This window comes from Mesorhizobium sp. B2-4-3 (assembly GCF_006442815.1).
Classification (GTDB): domain Bacteria; phylum Pseudomonadota; class Alphaproteobacteria; order Rhizobiales; family Rhizobiaceae; genus Mesorhizobium.
Genome location: NZ_VFVL01000032.1, coordinates 21,764 through 38,165, shown reverse-complemented (window position 1 = coordinate 38,165; position 16,402 = coordinate 21,764). Strand labels below are relative to the sequence as shown.

Below are 16,402 nucleotides of genomic sequence, written 5' to 3'. Positions count from 1 at the left end.
CCTGGATCTGAGCTCGCGTCGAAGAAAGGCAGAAATCAGCCCGATTGGCGAAGCAGCGCCTGCGCACGCAGCAGCCGGTTCACCTCGGCGGCCTTGGCCGGCACGCCGATCAGATAGCCTTGCGCCTCGCCGCAGCCGGCCTTGCGAAGCATGTCCAGCTGCGCCTCGGTCTCCACACCTTCGGCGGTGACGGTGATGCCGAGCTCGGCGCCGAGCCCGATCACCGTGCGCACGATAGCCGCCGTGTCACGCTTGTCGAGATCGCTGGTGAAGGAGCGGTCGATCTTGATCTTGTCGACGGGGAAACGCCGGAGGTAGCCGAGCGAGGAATAGCCGGTGCCGAAATCGTCGAGCGCGATGCGCACGCCGAGACCGCGCAACTGGCTTAGCGTCTTCAGCACGGCGTCGCTCTCGTCCATCATCACCGTTTCGGTGATTTCAAGCTCCAGTCGGTTGGCCGGCAGGCCGGAGAAGGCAAGCGCCGCGATCACGCTGCGGGCGAAGCCGCCGCTCTTGATCTGCGCGGCCGAGACGTTGACGGCCATGCGCATGTCCGGCGGCCAGTTCGCCGCCACGTTGCAGGCCTTGCGCAGCGCCCAGTCGCCGAGTTGCACGATCAATCCGGTTTCCTCGGCGACGGCGATGAAGTTCTCCGGCGACACCAGGCCGCGCGACGGTGAGCGCCAGCGCATCAGGGCTTCCGCGCCGACAATCCTGCCGGAGCCGATGTCGAGGATCGGCTGGAAATCAAGCTCGAATTCGCGCCTGGAGAGCGCCGCCTCGAGATCGGCCTCAAGCGCCCGGCGCTCGCGCATCAGGGCATCCATGCCCGGCTCGAAGAAGCGATAGACATTGCGTCCTTCGCTCTTGCCCCGGTAGAGCGCCATGTCGGCGTTGGTGAGCAGCGTGTCGGCGTCGTGCCCGTCGCCGGGATAGAGCGCGATGCCGAGGCTCACGCCCACATGCATTTCGCGCCCCTTGTCGCGATAAGGCTTGCCGACGATTTCGACGATGCGCTTGGCGAGCTGTTCGGCGTCGGCGGCATTCTTGATGCCCGACTGGATGATGGCGAATTCGTCGCCGCCGAAGCGCGCCACCACGTCCTTGCTGCTGCGCACGGCGTGCTGCAGCCGCTTGGCGACGCATTTCAACAGCCAGTCTCCAGCCGGGTGGCCGAACGTGTCGTTGACGGCCTTGAAGCGGTCGAGGTCGAGCGAGAGGATCGCCAGCGGCTTTGCCTCGCCAAGCGCCTGGTCCAGCTTTTCGCGAAACATCGAACGGTTGGGCAGACTGGTCAGCGTGTCGTGATGCGCAAGATGCGTCATGCGTTCTTCGGTGCGCCGGCGCTCGGTGACGTCTTCGAAAGTCGCAACCCAGCCGCCGCCGGCCAGCGGTCGCCGCTGGACGAAGAGCGTTCGGCCGTCGACCAACTCGCGATAGCTGGAGCGCGACTGGCCGGCATCCAGGCTGGCCATCGTCTTCCCGACCTCGACGTCGATTTCGAGCGGCGCGAAGATGCCGAGGCGAATGAGCTTGTCCAGCATCTGGCGATGCGTCATGCCCAGCGTGAAATCCGACGCCTTGGCGTTGCACAGGTCCAGAAAGCGCTGGTTGCGCACGATGAGCCGGCCCGCGGCACTGTACATCAGCAGGCCTTGCGACATGTTGGCCAACGCGGCGTCGAAGCGGCGGTGCTGCTCCCTCAACTCCGCCTCGGCGCGCCGCTCCTCGGTCACATCCTCGTAGATCGACACCCAGCCGCCGACGGCGATCGGCTGGTGCGAAATGACGATGATGCGCCCGTCCGACAAGACTTCCTCATAGGTCGAGGCCTTGGCGCCGTCGATGTAAGGCTTGCGGATGGCATAAAGCTCGCTCGCGCTCTGCGAGGCGATGCCGATGTCGACGCTGTGCTGCAGAATGTCGAAGAAAGGAATGCCGGGCTTCACCACTTTGGCGTCCAGGCTGAAGATGTCGAGGTAGTTGTGGTTGCAGATGATCATCCGCTCGTCGGCGTCGAACATGCACAGGCCATGCGACATGTTCTCGACAGCCGCCGCGAAGCGCTCGTTCTGAGCCCGCAATTCTTCCGCGATCCGCCGTGCCGGACCAATGCCGGCCGTTCTTCGCTTGCCGGCGGTGGAAGCAGTCTTGACATGTGCGCCGGGCATGAGCACGCCTTCGGATCGTGACCGAACGCAATACTGTCGCGGTAGCGGGTTAATTTAGCGTTCTTTTATGGGGTTGTATTCACGGCAAGCGGAGACTGGCGCTTGGCTTCCAGCGTCTTGAAACGCTTGAGAAAAGCAGCTTGCGCCCAGGGCACGGATTTTGGCGTGAAGTCGAAGCGATCGGCGGAGAAGCCGCGCGGCCGGCCGAAATACTCGGTCGCCTCAGCGGTCGAAAAACCGGCCAGCAGCGTCGCTTCGTAATAGGCGGCGATCTGGTCGGCGCGTTTGATGTCGTTGCGCAAGGAGGCGGTGAGCTCCGCCGGCAGCGAGAAACGCAGATGGATGGCGCGCTGCAGGCGCAATTCGCAATCCTTGTAGGAACCACCCATCACCGATTTGAACGGCGAGATCATGTCGCCGATGACGTATTCGGGCGCGTCATGCAGCAGCGCGGCGAGCCGCGCCTCGGCCGTCGCCTTCGGCGCCAACTCGCCATACAGCGCCTCGACCAGCAGCGAATGCTGCGCCACCGAGAAAGCATGGTTGCCACTGGTCTGGCCGTTCCAGCGGGCGACCCGGGCAAGGCCGTGCGCGATGTCGGCGATCTCGATGTCGAGCGGTGAGGGGTCGAGCAGGTCGAGGCGCCGGCCGGATAGCATACGTTGCCAGGCGCGCGGCGGCGCCCCGGCCCGGTCGGCCGCCATCAGGCCTCCTCCGCGCTGACCGCACCTTCAGGGAAGGAGAATTTCGCCCAGGCGGGAATCGCGAGCTTTACCGGAACCTCGCCCGCCATGATCGCCTCGCCGGCGTCGACCGCCGCCTTGACGCGGTCTATGCGGGCAACGGCAAGACCGGTCGGGCCGTCGACAGACCCGAGCGTGCCCACCGGCCGCCCGGCGACCGTGAGCTCGGTCCCGGCAGCGGGCAGGGGACCATCGGCCGACGCGATCAGCACACGGCGCCGCGCGGTGCCGCGATGCTGCATGCGCGAGACCACTTCCTGGCCGACATAGCAGCCCTTCTTGAAACCGACGCCGCCCGTCTCGTCGAGCAGAACGTCATGCGGAAAGGCATCGCCAAGCTGGTAGTCGGTGCCGCTCTCCGCGATGCCGTTGCCGATGCGCAGCATCAGCCAGGCATTTGGGTCGCCGCAGTCCTTTGTCTCGCCTCCGTAAGCGCGCCTCACCGGCACATCGCAGAAGCGCGTGTCGGCAAGCGCCGTTGAATCGGCCCCGATTGAATCAGAAACTGAGGTGGTTGAATCATCGCCCCACGCGACCGTGACAAGCGCCTGATCCTGTTTGGCAATATCGGCCTTCGCCCTTAGCCGGTAAAGCATCAGCCGCCGCACGAAGTCGTCGGCGATGTCGGCCCGGCATTCCAGTTGAAAGCCGTCGTCGCCGGCGCGCGAGATCAGAAAATCGAACAGGATCTTGCCCTGCGGCGAAAGCAGCGCGCCTGGCTTTGCCTGGTCCGGACCGAGTGCGTCGAGATCGGTGGTGAGGATGTTCTGCAGGAAATGCTCGGCATCGGGGCCGGTAACGGAAATGAGCGCGCGGTCTTTGAGCTGGGCAAAGGGCATGAGCGTGAAATCGGCCTGATCTTGCAAAACGTCCGGCCATTACGTAAGCCGGCCACACTCCCCCCGCAAGAGATTGGACCTGCCATGGCAACCACCTTCGACCTCATCCTGACAGGCGGCACGGTGGTCAACCATGACGGCGAGGGCTTGCGCGACATCGGCGTGAAGGCCGGACGCATCGCGCGGATCGGCGATCTCGGCCAGGCTTCGGCCGGCGAAACCATCGACTGCGCGGGCCTGCACATCCTGCCGGGCGTGATCGACAGCCAGGTGCATTTCCGCGAACCGGGGTTGGAGCACAAGGAAGATCTGGAGACCGGCTCCCGCGCCGCGGTGCTGGGCGGCGTCACCGCCGTTTTCGAGATGCCTAACACCAATCCGCTCACCACCAGCGAGGCCGCACTTGCCGATAAGGTGCGCCGCGCCACCGGGCGCATGCATTGCGACTTCGCCTTCTGGGTCGGCGGCACGCGCGACAATGCCGGCGATGTCGGCGAACTGGAACGGCTGCCGGGAGCGGCCGGCATAAAAGTGTTCATGGGTTCGTCCACCGGCGATCTTCTGGTCGAGGACGATGAAGGCGTCGCCTCGATCCTGCGCAACACCCGCCGCCGCTCCGCCTTCCATTCCGAGGACGAGTTCCGCCTGCGCGAGCGGCTCGGCGAGCGCGTCGAGGGCGATCCGTCGTCGCATCCCGTCTGGCGCGACGGGATCGCCGCGCTGCGCTGCACGGAGCGGCTGGTGCGCATCGCCAGGCAGACGCGCGCGCGCATCCATGTGCTTCACATCTCGACGGCCGAGGAGATCATCTTCCTCGAGCAGCACAAGGATGTCGCGACCTGCGAGGCCACGCCCCACCATCTGACGCTGAGCGCCGACGACTATGCCAGGCTTGGCACGCTGATCCAGATGAATCCGCCGGTGCGGGCGGCTCGCCACCGCGACGGCGTCTGGCATGGCATTTCGCAAGGCATCGTCGATGTGCTTGGCTCCGACCACGCGCCGCACACGCTGGCAGAAAAGGCAAAACCCTATCCGGCCTCGCCGTCGGGCATGACCGGCGTGCAGACGCTGGTGCCGATCATGCTCGACCATGTGAATGCCGGCCGGCTCACCTTGCAGCGTTTCGTCGACCTTTCCAGCCACGGCCCGCAGCGCATTTTCGGCATGGCCAGGAAAGGCCGCATCGCCGCCGGCTACGATGCCGATTTCACGGTCGTCGACCTGAAGCGGCGCGAGACCATCACCAACGCGCAAGCTGGCTCCAAGGCCGGCTGGACGCCCTATGACGGCAGAGAAGTCACTGGATGGCCTGTCGGCACGGTCGTGCGCGGCAGGCGCGTCATGTGGGAAGGCGAGATCGCCACGCCCGGCCAGGGCAGGGCGGTGGAGTTTTCCGAGGCGCTGCCGGCCTAATCCCCGGCGACGAAGAACAGCCACTGTCCGGTCGGCGTGATGCCGACGCGGTAGAAGATGTAGGCGCCGAACTGCTTCATGTCGTCATAGTCGCTTGCGGTGACCAGCTTGAACAACTCGACACGCTGCCTGGGATCGAGCTTGTCGAGCGGCAGCGCGAAGAAATACGGCCAGACATAGAGTTCCTGCGGCGTGCCGGTGTCGACATGGACGTAGCCGGCCGAAAGCACCTCTTCGAGGATGGCGAGGATTTCCTGGCCGTCGCCGTCGCCCGAGAGGCTCTTGAGGAAGGTGATCGGGTCGCCGTCGATGTCGCCCAGCGACAATTGCGTCATGGAATCGCCCTTGCCGATCAGCGATCTCAGCTTCTCGATGTCACCGGTCCGGCAGGCTTCGATGATCAGCCCATGCATGCGCTTGACCGGTTCGGGAAGCGTGTTGAGGTCGTAGACGACCGCGGGCGGCGGTGCGTCCGGATCGGCGCGCGGGCTGGTGATGCCGCCGTTGGCGGGCGGCGTCTCCGGCTCCGACTTGTCGGTATCGTCGGCAGGTTGATCCGAGGGCTTGGTGCCGGGCGCCTGCGGTGTCGGCACGATGGCGCCGGGCGCGGCGCTGTCGCCAGTGGCGGGCGGGGTGACCGGGGAAGGCAGGTCCTCGCGCTGGATCTCGCTCAGCGCGTAGGAGGGCGTGCTGGTGAGGCACAGGGGCAGCGCCAGCAGGCAGGAAGCGGCGATCAGGATGCTGAGGGCCAGCCCGCGCGGGCGGCCTGACATCGAAAATCTCACCGCGTGCCTCTCCATGGTTCCCGGGTTCGGCCCCGGCCGGCGCTCTGAGCGTCCAGGCGCATGGGCATGATGCCCAAATGGCGTGTCGCCGTCAAAAACTCGTGGTCAAAAAGTCGCCGTCAAAACAGGTGGCTAGTGCTTCAGCCGTTCCGGCTCGAAGGCGCCGGCGATCACCTTTTCCCGCATGCGGTCGAGGAGCGCGAGCGCAGAGGTCTCGCCATTGGCGCGCAACATCTCGCCGAAAGCGGTCTCCAGCGCTGCCTCGGCGATGATTTCCGGCTCGATGCCGGCCGATAGGCCTTCGGCCCACGCTTCGCTGTGACTCTCCACGGCGGTCAGCCGCTTTTCTTCCCTGACCAACGCGTCGATGTCGCTGACGCCATGTTCCATTGCGATGTCCACCTTCTGCAAGCGTCGATCCGAGGAGGGATCTGCTTGGTCTGTCAGTTCGCAGTCTCAATTAAGTCTTTGTAAATACGACATTTTTACGGTCGAAATCCACATTCCGGGCGAGACTGCCCTCAATCGATGCCAAGCTTAGCCGATTAGACCGGCTTGGGGGATCGAAACCTTCAGTTTGAGTTAATTCCACAATCGCGCGCTAACGTTTCATTAACGCTGTTGCGCAAGTGCAACACATGATTGCACCAGAGCGGGACAGGACACAATAAGGCACGTCACATTGACGCCGATTGCCCGCAAAAATCTGCGCAAGATGAGCGGCGGCCGAGCCGGCCTCAATTCCCGTAGCGGGAAGCGATATCGCGCGACAACGTCTCGCCTTCCTTCATGTAGCGGGCGATGGCCTCGGTCGCCGAAGGCGTGCATTGCGTATAGGTGCCGCTGAAGGAGCGGTAGCCGTGGTTGAACGATGCGATGAAGCGGGCGCGCCGGTCGGGATCGGGATTTTCCGACTCGAGCAGCTTTTCCATCTCGGCCCGCCACTGGTCGCCCTTCTCGCCGCATAGGTTGCGCAGGAAATGCAGCGATCCGAGCACTTCCGCCAGCCGCATCAGGCCGGGCTCGAACGGCGACTCGGTCGCGAGCGCCGAGGGTGCCGCTACAGCGACGCTGACGGCGAGGCACGCGGCGAGAAAAGCGGTAGCGCGGGTCATCAAAGCCTTGCGATGAAAGGGCAGGGCTTTGTGGCGAAACATTCTGTCGCGTGCAAGGCCATTCTGGATGCTCACCGCTTGGCGTCTTGCGCGGGCCCAAGCAATTCCTCGGCGACCGAGAACACGTCGCCCGCCAGCGGCATCGCGGCCATTTCCGCCAGCGTGTAGAACGCCGCCGTCTCGGCATCGTCGCTGGCGACGGGTTCGCCGCCAGCATAGGCCGCGCCAAACACCGTCAGCAGATAGTCGACAGCGTGGTTTTCGCTGCTGCCGTCGATATGGATGTCGCGCAGCGGCCGGTAGCCTGTCGCCTCGAGCCCGGTCTCTTCCTGCAACTCGCGCGCCGCGGCTTGCGCCAGCGTTTCGCCCGGCTCGACCTTGCCGCCGGGATAGGCATAGAGCCCTTGCGACGGCGCCCGCGCGCGCTTGACCAGAAGCACGGTGCCGCCGCGCACGACGGCGACGGAGACGGCCGGTATGATCTTGCGCTCTTCCATCCGTGTCGATCTTTCCGCAGCCTTTTGTGGACCGATTGGGCGAATCCAGCTTTAGCCGTTGCGGCGCGGCGGTTCCATCGCCACTTTCATCGCACGTCAATCGAAGAGCCCAGATCCCATGTGCGGACGCTTTGCCCTGACCGCCACGCCGGACCAGACCGCCGCCTTGCTCGGCCTTGCCGAGCTGGAGGAATTTCCGGCGCGCTACAACATCGCGCCGACGCAGCCGGTGCTTATGGCGCTTGCCGGGCCGCAACGGGAGCCTGGCTCGAACCTGCCGGACCGCCAGGCGATGCTGGTGCGCTGGGGCCTGATTCCTACCTGGGTCGAGGACACCAAGGCGTTTCCGCTGCTGATCAACGCCCGCTCCGAGGGCGTGCTGCAAAAGGCCTCGTTCAAAACCGCCATGCGCCACCGCCGTGCTCTTGTGCCGGCATCGGGGTTCTACGAGTGGCAGCAGTCGGGCAGCGGCAAGGGGCAACCTTACTGGATCCGCCCGCGACGCGGCGGCATGGTCGCCTTTGCCGGCCTGATCGAGACCTATGCCGAGCCAGGCGGCTCGGAGATGGATACCGGCGCTATACTGACGACTGAGGCCAATGCCGGTATTGCCCATATCCACGACCGCATGCCGGTGGTGATCGAGGAACGCGACTTCGCCCGCTGGCTCGATTGCCGCACGCGGGAGCCGCGCGACGTGCTCGATCTGCTGAAGCCCGCGGAACCCGATTTCTTCGAAGCGATTCCGGTTTCAGACCTGGTCAACAAGGTCGCCAACACCGGGCCGGAGATTCAGGAGCGGGGCGTCGTCGGGCCACAGCCCGAGAAGGTCAGGCGCCAGAAGCCCGGCGCGGACGAAAACCAGATGAGCTTGTTTTAAAGCAATTCCAGGAAAAGTGTGGAACGGTTTTCCGTCCGGAATTGCGTCCAACCATTTAGCGAAGGTTATCAGCCTTGCGAGGCTGCTTCCGGAGGCCTTCATCTCCAAGGCGCTCTCTGGCGCCCTCATCGCCGGCGTCCCCATCGTTGGGGACCGTGCCGGTCGTGCCCTTTCAGGCAGCGCGCGGCGAAACGATCTTCTGCGCGGGCTTCTTCTTCTTTGCGGTGTGGAGGAGGGCCGCGACGATTGCCGCCGGGCCGATCGCGCGGTAGTGGCTGGCCAGTGCGGGCTGCGTTTGTCGGTTCTGTTCCTGCTTGTTGCGAGCCATGATTCTCTTCCCTGATAACGGTTTCGTGTTCAGCGTTTGGCGGCCGATTCCGACCAAATCGTGACATCTGGCGGTCTAGCCGGCGAATGTTTCATCACTGTGCCGACATGTTTAATAAAATGTTTCATCCTGTCTTTACCTGTGATCCAACGACATCTTTCCTCAGCGGAGCGACTTGACGGCAACACCCGCCGGCGCGATAAAGCCGCCCATGAAAACGTCTTTCGCCATTTGTGGCATTTGCATTATTGGCTAGCCTCGCGCTGGTCCGGACGTTTTCGCCTCATCTTTCCCCAGATCGGAAAAACGCCCCGGCCAGCAGGCTGGAGCCCGATTTGCGCCTTCGGCGCGAAGCTGGTTCCGGCAAACACAAATTAAGGACCGGGACCGCATGTCTGACGCATCGAAGGGCCTCAGCCTCTACAACACGCTAACGCGGACCAAGGGACCTTTCGTCCCGATCGATCCGCACAATGTGCGCATGTATGTGTGCGGCCCGACCGTCTACGACTTTGCCCATATCGGCAATGCGCGTCCCGCGATCGTCTTCGACGTGCTTTTCCGTCTGTTGCGCCAAGTCTATGGCGAAACGCATGTCACGTATGTGCGCAACATCACGGATGTCGACGATAAGATAAACGCTCGCGCGCTGCGCGACTTCGGCGACGACATCGCGGCCGGAAAGCTCTCGCTGAACGATGCGATCCGCAAGGTCACCGAAAAGACCGCCGACCAGTATCACAAGGATGTCGCCGCACTCGGCTGCCTGCAGCCGACCTACGAGCCGCGAGCGACCGAATTCGTCGCGCCCCGGGCCGACGGCAAGGCCGACATGCTGTCGCTGATCCGGCAGCTGATCGAGCGCGGCCACGCCTATGTCGCCGGCGGCGAGGTGCTGTTCGACACCGCCTCGATGCCGGACTATGGCGAGTTGTCGAAGCGCAATCTCGACGAGCAGCAGGCGGGCGCGCGCATCGCCGTCGACGCGCACAAGAAGAACCCCGGCGATTTCGTGCTGTGGAAGCTGTCTTCGCCTGAGGAACCCGGCTGGGAGAGCCCATGGGGCAGGGGCCGGCCCGGCTGGCACATCGAATGCTCGGCGATGTCGGCCGCCTATCTCGGCGAGGTCTTCGACATCCATGGCGGCGGGCTGGACCTGATCTTCCCGCATCACGAGAACGAGATCGCCCAGTCGCGCTGCGCTCACGGAACCAAGGTCATGGCGAATGTCTGGATGCATAACGGCTTCCTGCAGGTCGAAGGCCAGAAGATGTCGAAGAGCCTCGGCAATTTCTTCTCGATCCATGAGCTGCTGGAGACCGACACTTTCGGCGGCCGCGCCTGGCCTGGCGAGGTGCTCAGGCTGGCGATGCTGATGACGCATTATCGCGAGCCGATCGATTTCTCCGTGCGCAAGCTTGAGGAGGCGGAAAACACGCTGCGCAAATGGAAGCGCGCCGCCGATCTCGCGCCGGCGGCGGCAAAGGACCTGCCGGCCGAGGTGGTGGAAGCGCTGTGCGACGACCTCGCCACCTATACGGCCTTCCAGCGGCTGACGCAGCTCGCCGGCGAGGCGGGCGAGTACACCGGTGCCGATGAGAATGCTGCCGCCGCTTCGTTGAAGACTGCGCTGGCCTTCCTCGGCTTCGATGTCGGCTCGGCCGAGGTGGACGAGGAAGCGATCGCCAAGGCAATTGCCGATCGGCTGAAGTTCATCGCTGCCAAGAACTGGGCCGAGGGTGATCGCATCCGCGACGAGCTCCTGGCGCAGGGCGTGCAATTGAAAGACGGCAAGGACCCCGCCACCGGCGAGCGCGTGACGACGTGGGAGATCAAGCGGTGAGGGTGGATGCTCTCATAGTGGAGAGGTTTGAGCGAGGCCCCCCTCTCTGTCCTGCCGGACATCTCCCCCTCAAGGGGGGAGATTGGACGTCGGCTTGGCTTTCGCCAATCGCCGACGTGGCAAATGAGATGCCGTCGGCGAAGCTGCTGATCTCCCCCCTTGAGGGGGAGATGCCCGGCAGGGCAGAGAGGGGGGCCTCGCGATGACCCATCATCGGGCATCTCCCGCCGATCGCGGCAATGCGCGCAAGATGCGCAAGGCGATGACCGATGCCGAGCTGAAGCTTTGGAATGAGGTGCGTGCTGATAGGCTGATGGGAATGGCGTTCAGGCGTCAGATGCCGATAGCTGGCTACATCGTTGATTTTGCCTGCCCCAACAAGAAGCTGATCGTCGAGCTGGACGGATCGCAACATGCTTCGCCGGAGATATCTGCTTCCGACGCCGCGCGAACCGCGAAGCTTGAAGCCCTGGGCTGGACCATCCTGCGCTTCTGGAACGACGACGTGATCCGCGATATCGACAATGTCTGCCAGCACATCGTCATTGTGGCCGGCCTGGCCGTCGCGCCCGCGCCACCAACGGAGGAGCTCGTCCTGTGATCGACCATCTTGGCATCAACGTATCCGATTTCGACGCATCCAAGACCTTCTACGACAAGGCGATGGCGCCGCTGGGGGCGTCGCTGCTCTACATGGTGCCGCAGGAATATACCGGCGGCGCCAAGGTTGGCGGTTATGGCCGCGACCGGCCGGTGTTCTGGTTGAGCGACAGCACGGACAAGCCCGGATCCACCCAGCATGTCGCCTTCACCGCGCGCAGCCGCGCCGAGGTTGACGCCTTCCATGCGGCAGCGCTTGGTGCAGGCGGCAAGGACAATGGCGGGCCGGGTCTGCGGCCGCACTACCACCCCAATTATTACGGCGCCTTCGTCTTCGATCCCGACGGCAATAATGTCGAGGCGGTCTGCCATGACGCGGAGTGAGCCCCTAAAGGAGCCCATGACCAGGAGTGAGCGATGAGCCTCGACAACCGGCCGGTCTATACAGGCGGCTGCCAGTGCGGGGCGGTGCGCTTCCGCGTCGAGGGCGCCCTGGGCGACGCCTCGGTCTGCCACTGCCGCATGTGCCAGAAGGCGAGCGGCAATTTCTATCTGCCGCTGGTCTCGGTGCGCGGCGCCACGCTCGACTGGACGCGCGGCGAGCCGAAACGCTTCCGCTCGTCCGACGCCGCCCGGCGCGGCTTCTGCGCCGAATGTGGCACGCCGCTGACCTTCGAGGCCCCCGACGGCGTGGCGCTTGCGATCGCTGCCTTCGACGACCCGACCGGCATCGCGCCAACCATCCAGTGGGGCGTCGAAGCAAAGCTTCCCTATGTCGACGGCATCCCGAAGCTGCCGTCCGAGGAGACGATGGGCGATGTCACGTCGGCGCCTTACCTCGCCGAGCTCGTCTCCTACCAGCATCCCGATCACGACACCGACCAATGGCCGCCGGAGGAAAAACCATGACCGACCAAGTTCGAACCGGAGGCTGCCAGTGCGGCGCCGTGCGCTTCCGCATCAAGGGCAAGCTCGGGCGCCCGTCCATCTGCCATTGCCGCATGTGCCAGAAACAATTCGGCAATTTCTTCGGCGCGCTGGTGACGGTGCCGAAGGACGGCGTCGAATGGACCCATGAGGAGCCGAGCTATTTCCAGTCCTCGGTCAACATCGATCGCGGTTTCTGCGCCCGCTGCGGCACGCCGCTGACCTACCGCCAGCCTGGCGCGCTGGAGATCGCCATCGGCGCCTTCGACGACCGCTCCGATCTCGCGCCGCAGATCCAGGTCAACTACGCGGTTCGGCTGCCCTGGGTGGAGAAGATCTTCGAGGCGCCGATCCTCGACGACCCCGACTTCTATCGGCGGCAGGAGCAGATCATCTCCTTCCAGCATCCCGACCACGAGACGGCCAACTGGCCGCAGCAGGGCTTGAAACTATGACGATCCACGGCAGTTCGTTGCGTACGCTCTATCCGGAGATCGAGCCGTTCGAGTCAGGCATGCTCGATGTCGGCGATGGCCACACAGTCTATTGGGAGCGGTGCGGCACCAAGGGCGCCAAGCCCGCCGTGTTCCTGCATGGTGGCCCGGGCGGCACGATTTCGCCAAAGCACCGGCGCCTGTTCGACCCGAAGCTCTACGACGTTATCCTGTTCGACCAGCGCGGCTGCGGCAAGTCGACGCCCAACGCCTCGCTGGAGGCCAACACCACCTGGCATCTCGTCGCTGATATCGAGCGCCTGCGCGAGATGGCTGGCTTCGACAAATGGCTTGTCTTCGGCGGCTCCTGGGGCTCGACGCTGGCGCTCGCTTACGCCGAGGCGCGTCCGCAGCGCGTCAGCGAATTGGTCGTACGCGGCATCTATACCCTGACCCGCGCCGAGCTCGAATGGTATTATCAGTTCGGCGTCTCGCAAATGTTCCCCGACAAATGGGAGCGTTTTCTGGCGCCGATCCCCGAGGCCGAGCGCGGTGACATGATGGCCGCCTATCGCAAGCGGCTGATCGGATCCGACCGCGAGGCTCAAGTTCAGGCAGCCCTTGCCTGGAGCCTCTGGGAAGGCGAGACGATCACGCTGCTGCCAGAGCCGGAAACCAGCACGCCGTTCGGCCAGGACGACTACGCGGTGGCCTTCGCCCGTATCGAAAACCACTATTTTGTCCATGCCGGCTGGCTGGAGGAGGGGCAGCTGCTGCGCGACGCCTGGAAGCTTAAGGACATCCCCGGCACCATCGTCCACGGCCGCTACGACATGCCGTGTCCGGCAAAATATGCCTGGGCGCTGCACAAGGCCTGGCCGAAGGCGGATTTCCACCTCATCGAAGGGGCGGGGCACGCTTATTCGGAGCCCGGGATTCTGGATCGGCTGATCCGGGCGACTGATAAGTTCGCAGGGAAATAACCATGCAGGTTCGTGCTCTACGGCGCCCCCCTCTGTCCTGCCGGACATCTCCCCCACAAGGAGGGAGATTGGCAGCTTCGGCCCTGCCGCTCCTCCAGCAACGCTGGAAATTGGCGAAAGCGGAAGCGCGGTCTGATCTCCCCCCTTGTGGGGGAGATGTCCGGCAGGACAGAGGGGGGCGCGAAGGATCGCAGCCTTTCGAGCTACTGCCATGACAAAGCAACGCCTTTATCTCTTCGACACCACCCTCCGCGACGGCCAGCAGACGCCGGGCATCGACTTTTCCGTCGAGGACAAGATCGCCATCGCCAAACTGCTGGACGATTTCGGCATCGACTATGTCGAGGGCGGCTATCCGGGCGCCAACCCGACCGATACCGCCTTCTTCCAGAAGAAGCGGACTGAGAGCGCGAAATTCGTCGCCTTCGGCATGACCAAGCGGGCAGGGGTCTCGGCTTCCAACGACCCTGGGCTGGCGGCGCTGGTGCAGTCGAAGTCCGACGCCATCTGCTTCGTCGCCAAGAGCTGGGACTATCACGTGCGCGTCGCGCTCGGCTGCACCAACCAGGAGAATCTGGACTCGATCAAGACCTCGGTGGAAACGGCGGTCGCGGCCGGCAAGGAAGCGATGGTCGACTGCGAGCATTTCTTCGACGGCTTCAAGGCCAATCCGGATTACGCGCTGGCCTGCGCCAGGACTGCCTATGATGCCGGCGCGCGCTGGGTTGTGCTGTGCGACACCAATGGCGGCACACAGCCTTCCGAAGTGCGCGAAATCGTCGGCAAGGTGATCGCGCACGGCATCCCGGGCGATCGTCTCGGCATCCACGCCCATGACGACACTGGACAGGCGGTAGCGAATTCCCTTGCCGCGGTCGAGGCCGGCGTGCGCCAGATCCAGGGCACGCTGAACGGCATCGGCGAGCGCTGCGGCAACGCCAACCTCATCTCCATCATCCCGACGCTTTCGCTGAAGCCCGCCTTCGCCGATCGTTTCGAGACCGGCATTTCGGCCGAGGCGCTGACCGGAATATCGAGGCTCTCCCGCGCCTTCGACGAATTGCTCAACCGCGCGCCGGAAGCGCAGGCGCCCTATGTCGGTTCGTCCGCCTTCGCCACCAAGGCCGGCATCCATGCCTCGGCTCTGGCCAAGGAGCCGGCGACCTATGAGCATGTCCCGCCGGAAGCCGTCGGCAACCGCCGCCGCGTCATGGTCTCCGACCAGGGCGGCAAGGCGAATTTCCTCGCCGAGTTGAAGCGGCGCGGCATCGACGTGCCCAAGGACGATCACCAGCTCGATGCGCTGATCGCCGTGGTCAAGGAGCGCGAGGCCGAAGGCTATGCCTATGAAGGCGCCGACGCCTCGTTCGAGCTGCTCGCGCGAAAAATGCTGCATGGCCTGCCGGAGTTCTTCAACGTCACCTCCTTCCGATGCATGGTCGAGCGCCGCTTCGATGCCAACGGCCAGTTGAAGACGGTCTCGGAAGCGATCGTGAAAGTGCTGGTCGACGGCGAGGAGAAGATGTCGGTGGCGGAGGGCCACGGCCCGGTCAACGCGCTCGACATCGCGCTGCGCAAGGATTTAGGCAAATACCAGAGCGAGATCGTCGACCTCGAGCTTGCCGACTTCAAGGTGCGTATCCTCAACGGCGGCACCGAGGCCATCACCCGCGTTCTGATCGAATCGCACGATTCCACCGGAGCCCGCTGGTGGACGGTCGGCGTGTCGGAAAACATCATCGACGCCTCCTTCCAGGCGCTGATGGATTCGATCGTCTACAAGCTGATGAAGAACCGCGAGATGGCCGGGCTGGTGGCGGCGGAGTAGGTTGAACCATCAGCAAAAGTCCATTGATCCATCATAAATTTATGATGGTCTTGGGCGATCCGCTGGGCCATAGCGTTAGGCCATGGTCACCGCTACAGCCGATCTCGATCAGGATGCCAAGGCCCGCCGCGGCTTCCTCTTGGCGCTCGGCGCCTATTTCCTCTGGGGGCTCTTACCCTTCTACATGAAGGCGGTGGCGCATCTGCCGCTTGCCGAGGTGATCGCCAACCGCGTCGTCTGGTCGGTGCCGATCGCCGCCGCCGTGCTGATCTGGGCCGGGCGCACCGCCGACTTCAGGGCGGCGATCCGATCGCCGAAAAGCCTTGCCATGGCGGCGCTGACGGCGGTGCTGATCTCGATCAATTGGGGCATCTATGTCTGGGCGATAGCGGTCGACCGCACCGTCGAGACCGCGCTCGGCTATTACATCAACCCGCTGGTCAGCGTCGTCGTCGGCGCCGTGCTGCTCGGCGAGCGGCTCGACCGGCTGCAGATCGCCGCTGTCGCGCTGGCCGCCATCGCGGTAACGGTGCTCACAATCGAGGCCGGCAAATTGCCCTGGGTGTCGCTGGCGCTCGCCTTTTCCTTCGCTGCCTACGGCTTCTTCCGCAAGACGCTGCCGATCGGCCCGAGCCAGGGTTTCCTGCTCGAAGTGCTGCTGCTGTCGGTGCCGGCGCTCTGCTACATCGTCTTCCTGATCGCCACCGGCCAGGATCATCTGATTTCCAGCACCGGTTCCGACACCGCATTGCTGATCGGCTGCGGTCCGGTCATCGCGGTGCCGTTGCTGCTGTTTGCCTTCGGCGCTAGGCTGCTGCGCCTGTCCACCATCGGCATCATGCAATATATCGCGCCGACCATGGTGTTCCTGATCGCCGTGTTGATCTTCGACGAGCCGTTCGGCGGCACCCAGGCTGTCGCCTTTGCGCTGATCTGGGCAGCTCTGGCCATGTATAGCTGGTCGATGTTCAGGGGGCGCGAGGTCCGCCAGGCGACGCCCGCGACGAGGTAGG

Annotated in this window: 18 protein-coding genes; 10 read left to right on the top strand and 8 right to left on the bottom strand. The window is 64.4% G+C overall.

The window, feature by feature from the left end; genetic code table 11:
- Positions 1-35 precede the first annotated feature (35 nt).
- The 3 genes from FJ956_RS24690 to FJ956_RS24680 all read right to left on the bottom strand — a co-directional run bounded on the left by FJ956_RS24690 (position 36) and on the right by FJ956_RS24680 (position 3,753).
- On the bottom strand, positions 36-2,171 hold the full coding sequence (locus tag FJ956_RS24690; RefSeq protein ID WP_140682985.1) for an EAL domain-containing protein: 2,136 nt from the start codon (positions 2,169-2,171) through the stop codon (positions 36-38).
- 65 nt (positions 2,172-2,236) lie between these two features.
- The gene (locus FJ956_RS24685) at positions 2,237-2,875 is read right to left on the bottom strand and encodes an HD family hydrolase (protein ID WP_140682982.1); all 639 of its coding nucleotides are present in this window, start codon (positions 2,873-2,875) and stop codon (positions 2,237-2,239) included.
- Positions 2,875-3,753, bottom strand: coding sequence for a folate-binding protein YgfZ (locus FJ956_RS24680; RefSeq protein WP_140682979.1), 879 nt, complete (start codon positions 3,751-3,753; stop codon positions 2,875-2,877). Before FJ956_RS24680 ends, FJ956_RS24685 begins: the two co-directional genes overlap by 1 nt.
- A gap of 84 nt (positions 3,754-3,837) precedes the next feature.
- Between FJ956_RS24680 and FJ956_RS24675 the strand changes: the two genes are divergently transcribed.
- Entirely contained in the window at positions 3,838-5,169 is a 1,332-nt protein-coding gene (locus FJ956_RS24675; protein WP_140682976.1) for a dihydroorotase, read from the top strand.
- Here FJ956_RS24675 and FJ956_RS24670 read toward each other — a convergent pair.
- The 4 genes from FJ956_RS24670 to FJ956_RS24655 all read right to left on the bottom strand — a co-directional run bounded on the left by FJ956_RS24670 (position 5,166) and on the right by FJ956_RS24655 (position 7,566).
- Positions 5,166-5,954: a hypothetical protein gene (locus FJ956_RS24670; RefSeq protein ID WP_181170354.1), complete on the bottom strand. Its 789-nt coding sequence runs from the start codon at positions 5,952-5,954 to the stop codon at positions 5,166-5,168. The two genes, FJ956_RS24675 and FJ956_RS24670, sit on opposite strands and share 4 nt — an antisense overlap.
- A 132-nt stretch (positions 5,955-6,086) precedes the next feature.
- Entirely contained in the window at positions 6,087-6,344 is a 258-nt protein-coding gene (locus tag FJ956_RS24665; protein ID WP_040984202.1) for a hypothetical protein, read from the bottom strand.
- Positions 6,345-6,691: 347 nt separating this feature from the next.
- A complete protein-coding gene (locus FJ956_RS24660; protein ID WP_140682970.1) occupies positions 6,692-7,069 on the bottom strand; it encodes a TIGR02301 family protein in 378 nt (125 codons plus the stop codon).
- A gap of 71 nt (positions 7,070-7,140) precedes the next feature.
- Entirely contained in the window at positions 7,141-7,566 is a 426-nt protein-coding gene (locus FJ956_RS24655; RefSeq protein WP_140682968.1) for an NUDIX hydrolase, read from the bottom strand.
- 118 nt (positions 7,567-7,684) lie between these two features.
- Here FJ956_RS24655 and FJ956_RS24650 point away from each other — a divergent pair, with 118 nt between their 5' ends.
- Positions 7,685-8,446 carry an SOS response-associated peptidase gene (locus tag FJ956_RS24650; protein ID WP_140682965.1) on the top strand — a complete coding sequence of 254 codons (762 nt, stop codon included), beginning with the start codon at positions 7,685-7,687 and terminating at the stop codon, positions 8,444-8,446.
- Between the two features lie 172 nt (positions 8,447-8,618).
- Here the strand turns inward: FJ956_RS24650 and FJ956_RS24645 are convergent, their stop codons facing one another.
- The gene (locus tag FJ956_RS24645) at positions 8,619-8,774 is read right to left on the bottom strand and encodes a hypothetical protein (RefSeq protein WP_112095803.1); all 156 of its coding nucleotides are present in this window, start codon (positions 8,772-8,774) and stop codon (positions 8,619-8,621) included.
- A gap of 391 nt (positions 8,775-9,165) precedes the next feature.
- Between FJ956_RS24645 and cysS the strand changes: the two genes are divergently transcribed.
- The 8 genes from cysS to rarD all read left to right on the top strand — a co-directional run bounded on the left by cysS (position 9,166) and on the right by rarD (position 16,401).
- The gene (gene cysS, locus FJ956_RS24640; protein WP_140682962.1) at positions 9,166-10,617 is read left to right on the top strand and encodes a cysteine--tRNA ligase; all 1,452 of its coding nucleotides are present in this window, start codon (positions 9,166-9,168) and stop codon (positions 10,615-10,617) included.
- 250 nt (positions 10,618-10,867) lie between these two features.
- Entirely contained in the window at positions 10,868-11,218 is a 351-nt protein-coding gene (locus tag FJ956_RS24630) for an endonuclease domain-containing protein (RefSeq protein WP_140682959.1), read from the top strand.
- Positions 11,215-11,601, top strand: a complete 387-nt coding sequence (locus FJ956_RS24625) for a VOC family protein (protein WP_140682956.1) — start codon at positions 11,215-11,217, stop codon at positions 11,599-11,601. The genes FJ956_RS24630 and FJ956_RS24625 overlap by 4 nt, the downstream gene beginning before the upstream one ends.
- 33 nt (positions 11,602-11,634) lie before the next feature.
- Positions 11,635-12,126: a GFA family protein gene (locus tag FJ956_RS24620; protein ID WP_140682953.1), complete on the top strand. Its 492-nt coding sequence runs from the start codon at positions 11,635-11,637 to the stop codon at positions 12,124-12,126.
- Positions 12,123-12,599 carry a GFA family protein gene (locus tag FJ956_RS24615; RefSeq protein WP_140682950.1) on the top strand — a complete coding sequence of 159 codons (477 nt, stop codon included), beginning with the start codon at positions 12,123-12,125 and terminating at the stop codon, positions 12,597-12,599. Before FJ956_RS24620 ends, FJ956_RS24615 begins: the two co-directional genes overlap by 4 nt.
- Entirely contained in the window at positions 12,596-13,561 is a 966-nt protein-coding gene (pip, locus tag FJ956_RS24610; RefSeq protein ID WP_140682947.1) for a prolyl aminopeptidase, read from the top strand. The genes FJ956_RS24615 and pip overlap by 4 nt, the downstream gene beginning before the upstream one ends.
- A 211-nt stretch (positions 13,562-13,772) precedes the next feature.
- Positions 13,773-15,389, top strand: a complete 1,617-nt coding sequence (gene cimA / locus FJ956_RS24600; RefSeq protein WP_140684613.1) for a citramalate synthase — start codon at positions 13,773-13,775, stop codon at positions 15,387-15,389.
- A gap of 82 nt (positions 15,390-15,471) precedes the next feature.
- Positions 15,472-16,401, top strand: coding sequence for an EamA family transporter RarD (rarD, locus tag FJ956_RS24595; RefSeq protein WP_140684612.1), 930 nt, complete (start codon positions 15,472-15,474; stop codon positions 16,399-16,401).
- Position 16,402: the final 1 nt, after the last annotated feature.

Excerpts from the sequence above, each read along its gene's own strand:
- FJ956_RS24665 (WP_040984202.1), bottom strand. The coding sequence starts at position 6,344 with ATGGAACATGGCGTCAGCGACATCGACGCGTTGGTCAGGGAAGAAAAG.
- pip (WP_140682947.1), top strand. The coding sequence starts at position 12,596 with ATGACGATCCACGGCAGTTCGTTGCGTACGCTCTATCCGGAGATCGAG.
- FJ956_RS24655 (WP_140682968.1), bottom strand. The coding sequence starts at position 7,566 with ATGGAAGAGCGCAAGATCATACCGGCCGTCTCCGTCGCCGTCGTGCGC.
- FJ956_RS24620 (WP_140682953.1), top strand. The coding sequence starts at position 11,635 with ATGAGCCTCGACAACCGGCCGGTCTATACAGGCGGCTGCCAGTGCGGG.
- rarD (WP_140684612.1), top strand. The coding sequence starts at position 15,472 with ATGGTCACCGCTACAGCCGATCTCGATCAGGATGCCAAGGCCCGCCGC.
- FJ956_RS24645 (WP_112095803.1), bottom strand. The coding sequence starts at position 8,774 with ATGGCTCGCAACAAGCAGGAACAGAACCGACAAACGCAGCCCGCACTG.
- FJ956_RS24650 (WP_140682965.1), top strand. The coding sequence starts at position 7,685 with ATGTGCGGACGCTTTGCCCTGACCGCCACGCCGGACCAGACCGCCGCC.
- FJ956_RS24675 (WP_140682976.1), top strand. The coding sequence starts at position 3,838 with ATGGCAACCACCTTCGACCTCATCCTGACAGGCGGCACGGTGGTCAAC.
- FJ956_RS24660 (WP_140682970.1), bottom strand. The coding sequence starts at position 7,069 with ATGACCCGCGCTACCGCTTTTCTCGCCGCGTGCCTCGCCGTCAGCGTC.
- FJ956_RS24690 (WP_140682985.1), bottom strand. The coding sequence starts at position 2,171 with ATGCCCGGCGCACATGTCAAGACTGCTTCCACCGCCGGCAAGCGAAGA.
- FJ956_RS24685 (WP_140682982.1), bottom strand. The coding sequence starts at position 2,875 with ATGGCGGCCGACCGGGCCGGGGCGCCGCCGCGCGCCTGGCAACGTATG.
- cysS (WP_140682962.1), top strand. The coding sequence starts at position 9,166 with ATGTCTGACGCATCGAAGGGCCTCAGCCTCTACAACACGCTAACGCGG.
- FJ956_RS24615 (WP_140682950.1), top strand. The coding sequence starts at position 12,123 with ATGACCGACCAAGTTCGAACCGGAGGCTGCCAGTGCGGCGCCGTGCGC.
- FJ956_RS24680 (WP_140682979.1), bottom strand. The coding sequence starts at position 3,753 with ATGCCCTTTGCCCAGCTCAAAGACCGCGCGCTCATTTCCGTTACCGGC.
- FJ956_RS24630 (WP_140682959.1), top strand. The coding sequence starts at position 10,868 with ATGCGCAAGGCGATGACCGATGCCGAGCTGAAGCTTTGGAATGAGGTG.
- cimA (WP_140684613.1), top strand. The coding sequence starts at position 13,773 with ATGACAAAGCAACGCCTTTATCTCTTCGACACCACCCTCCGCGACGGC.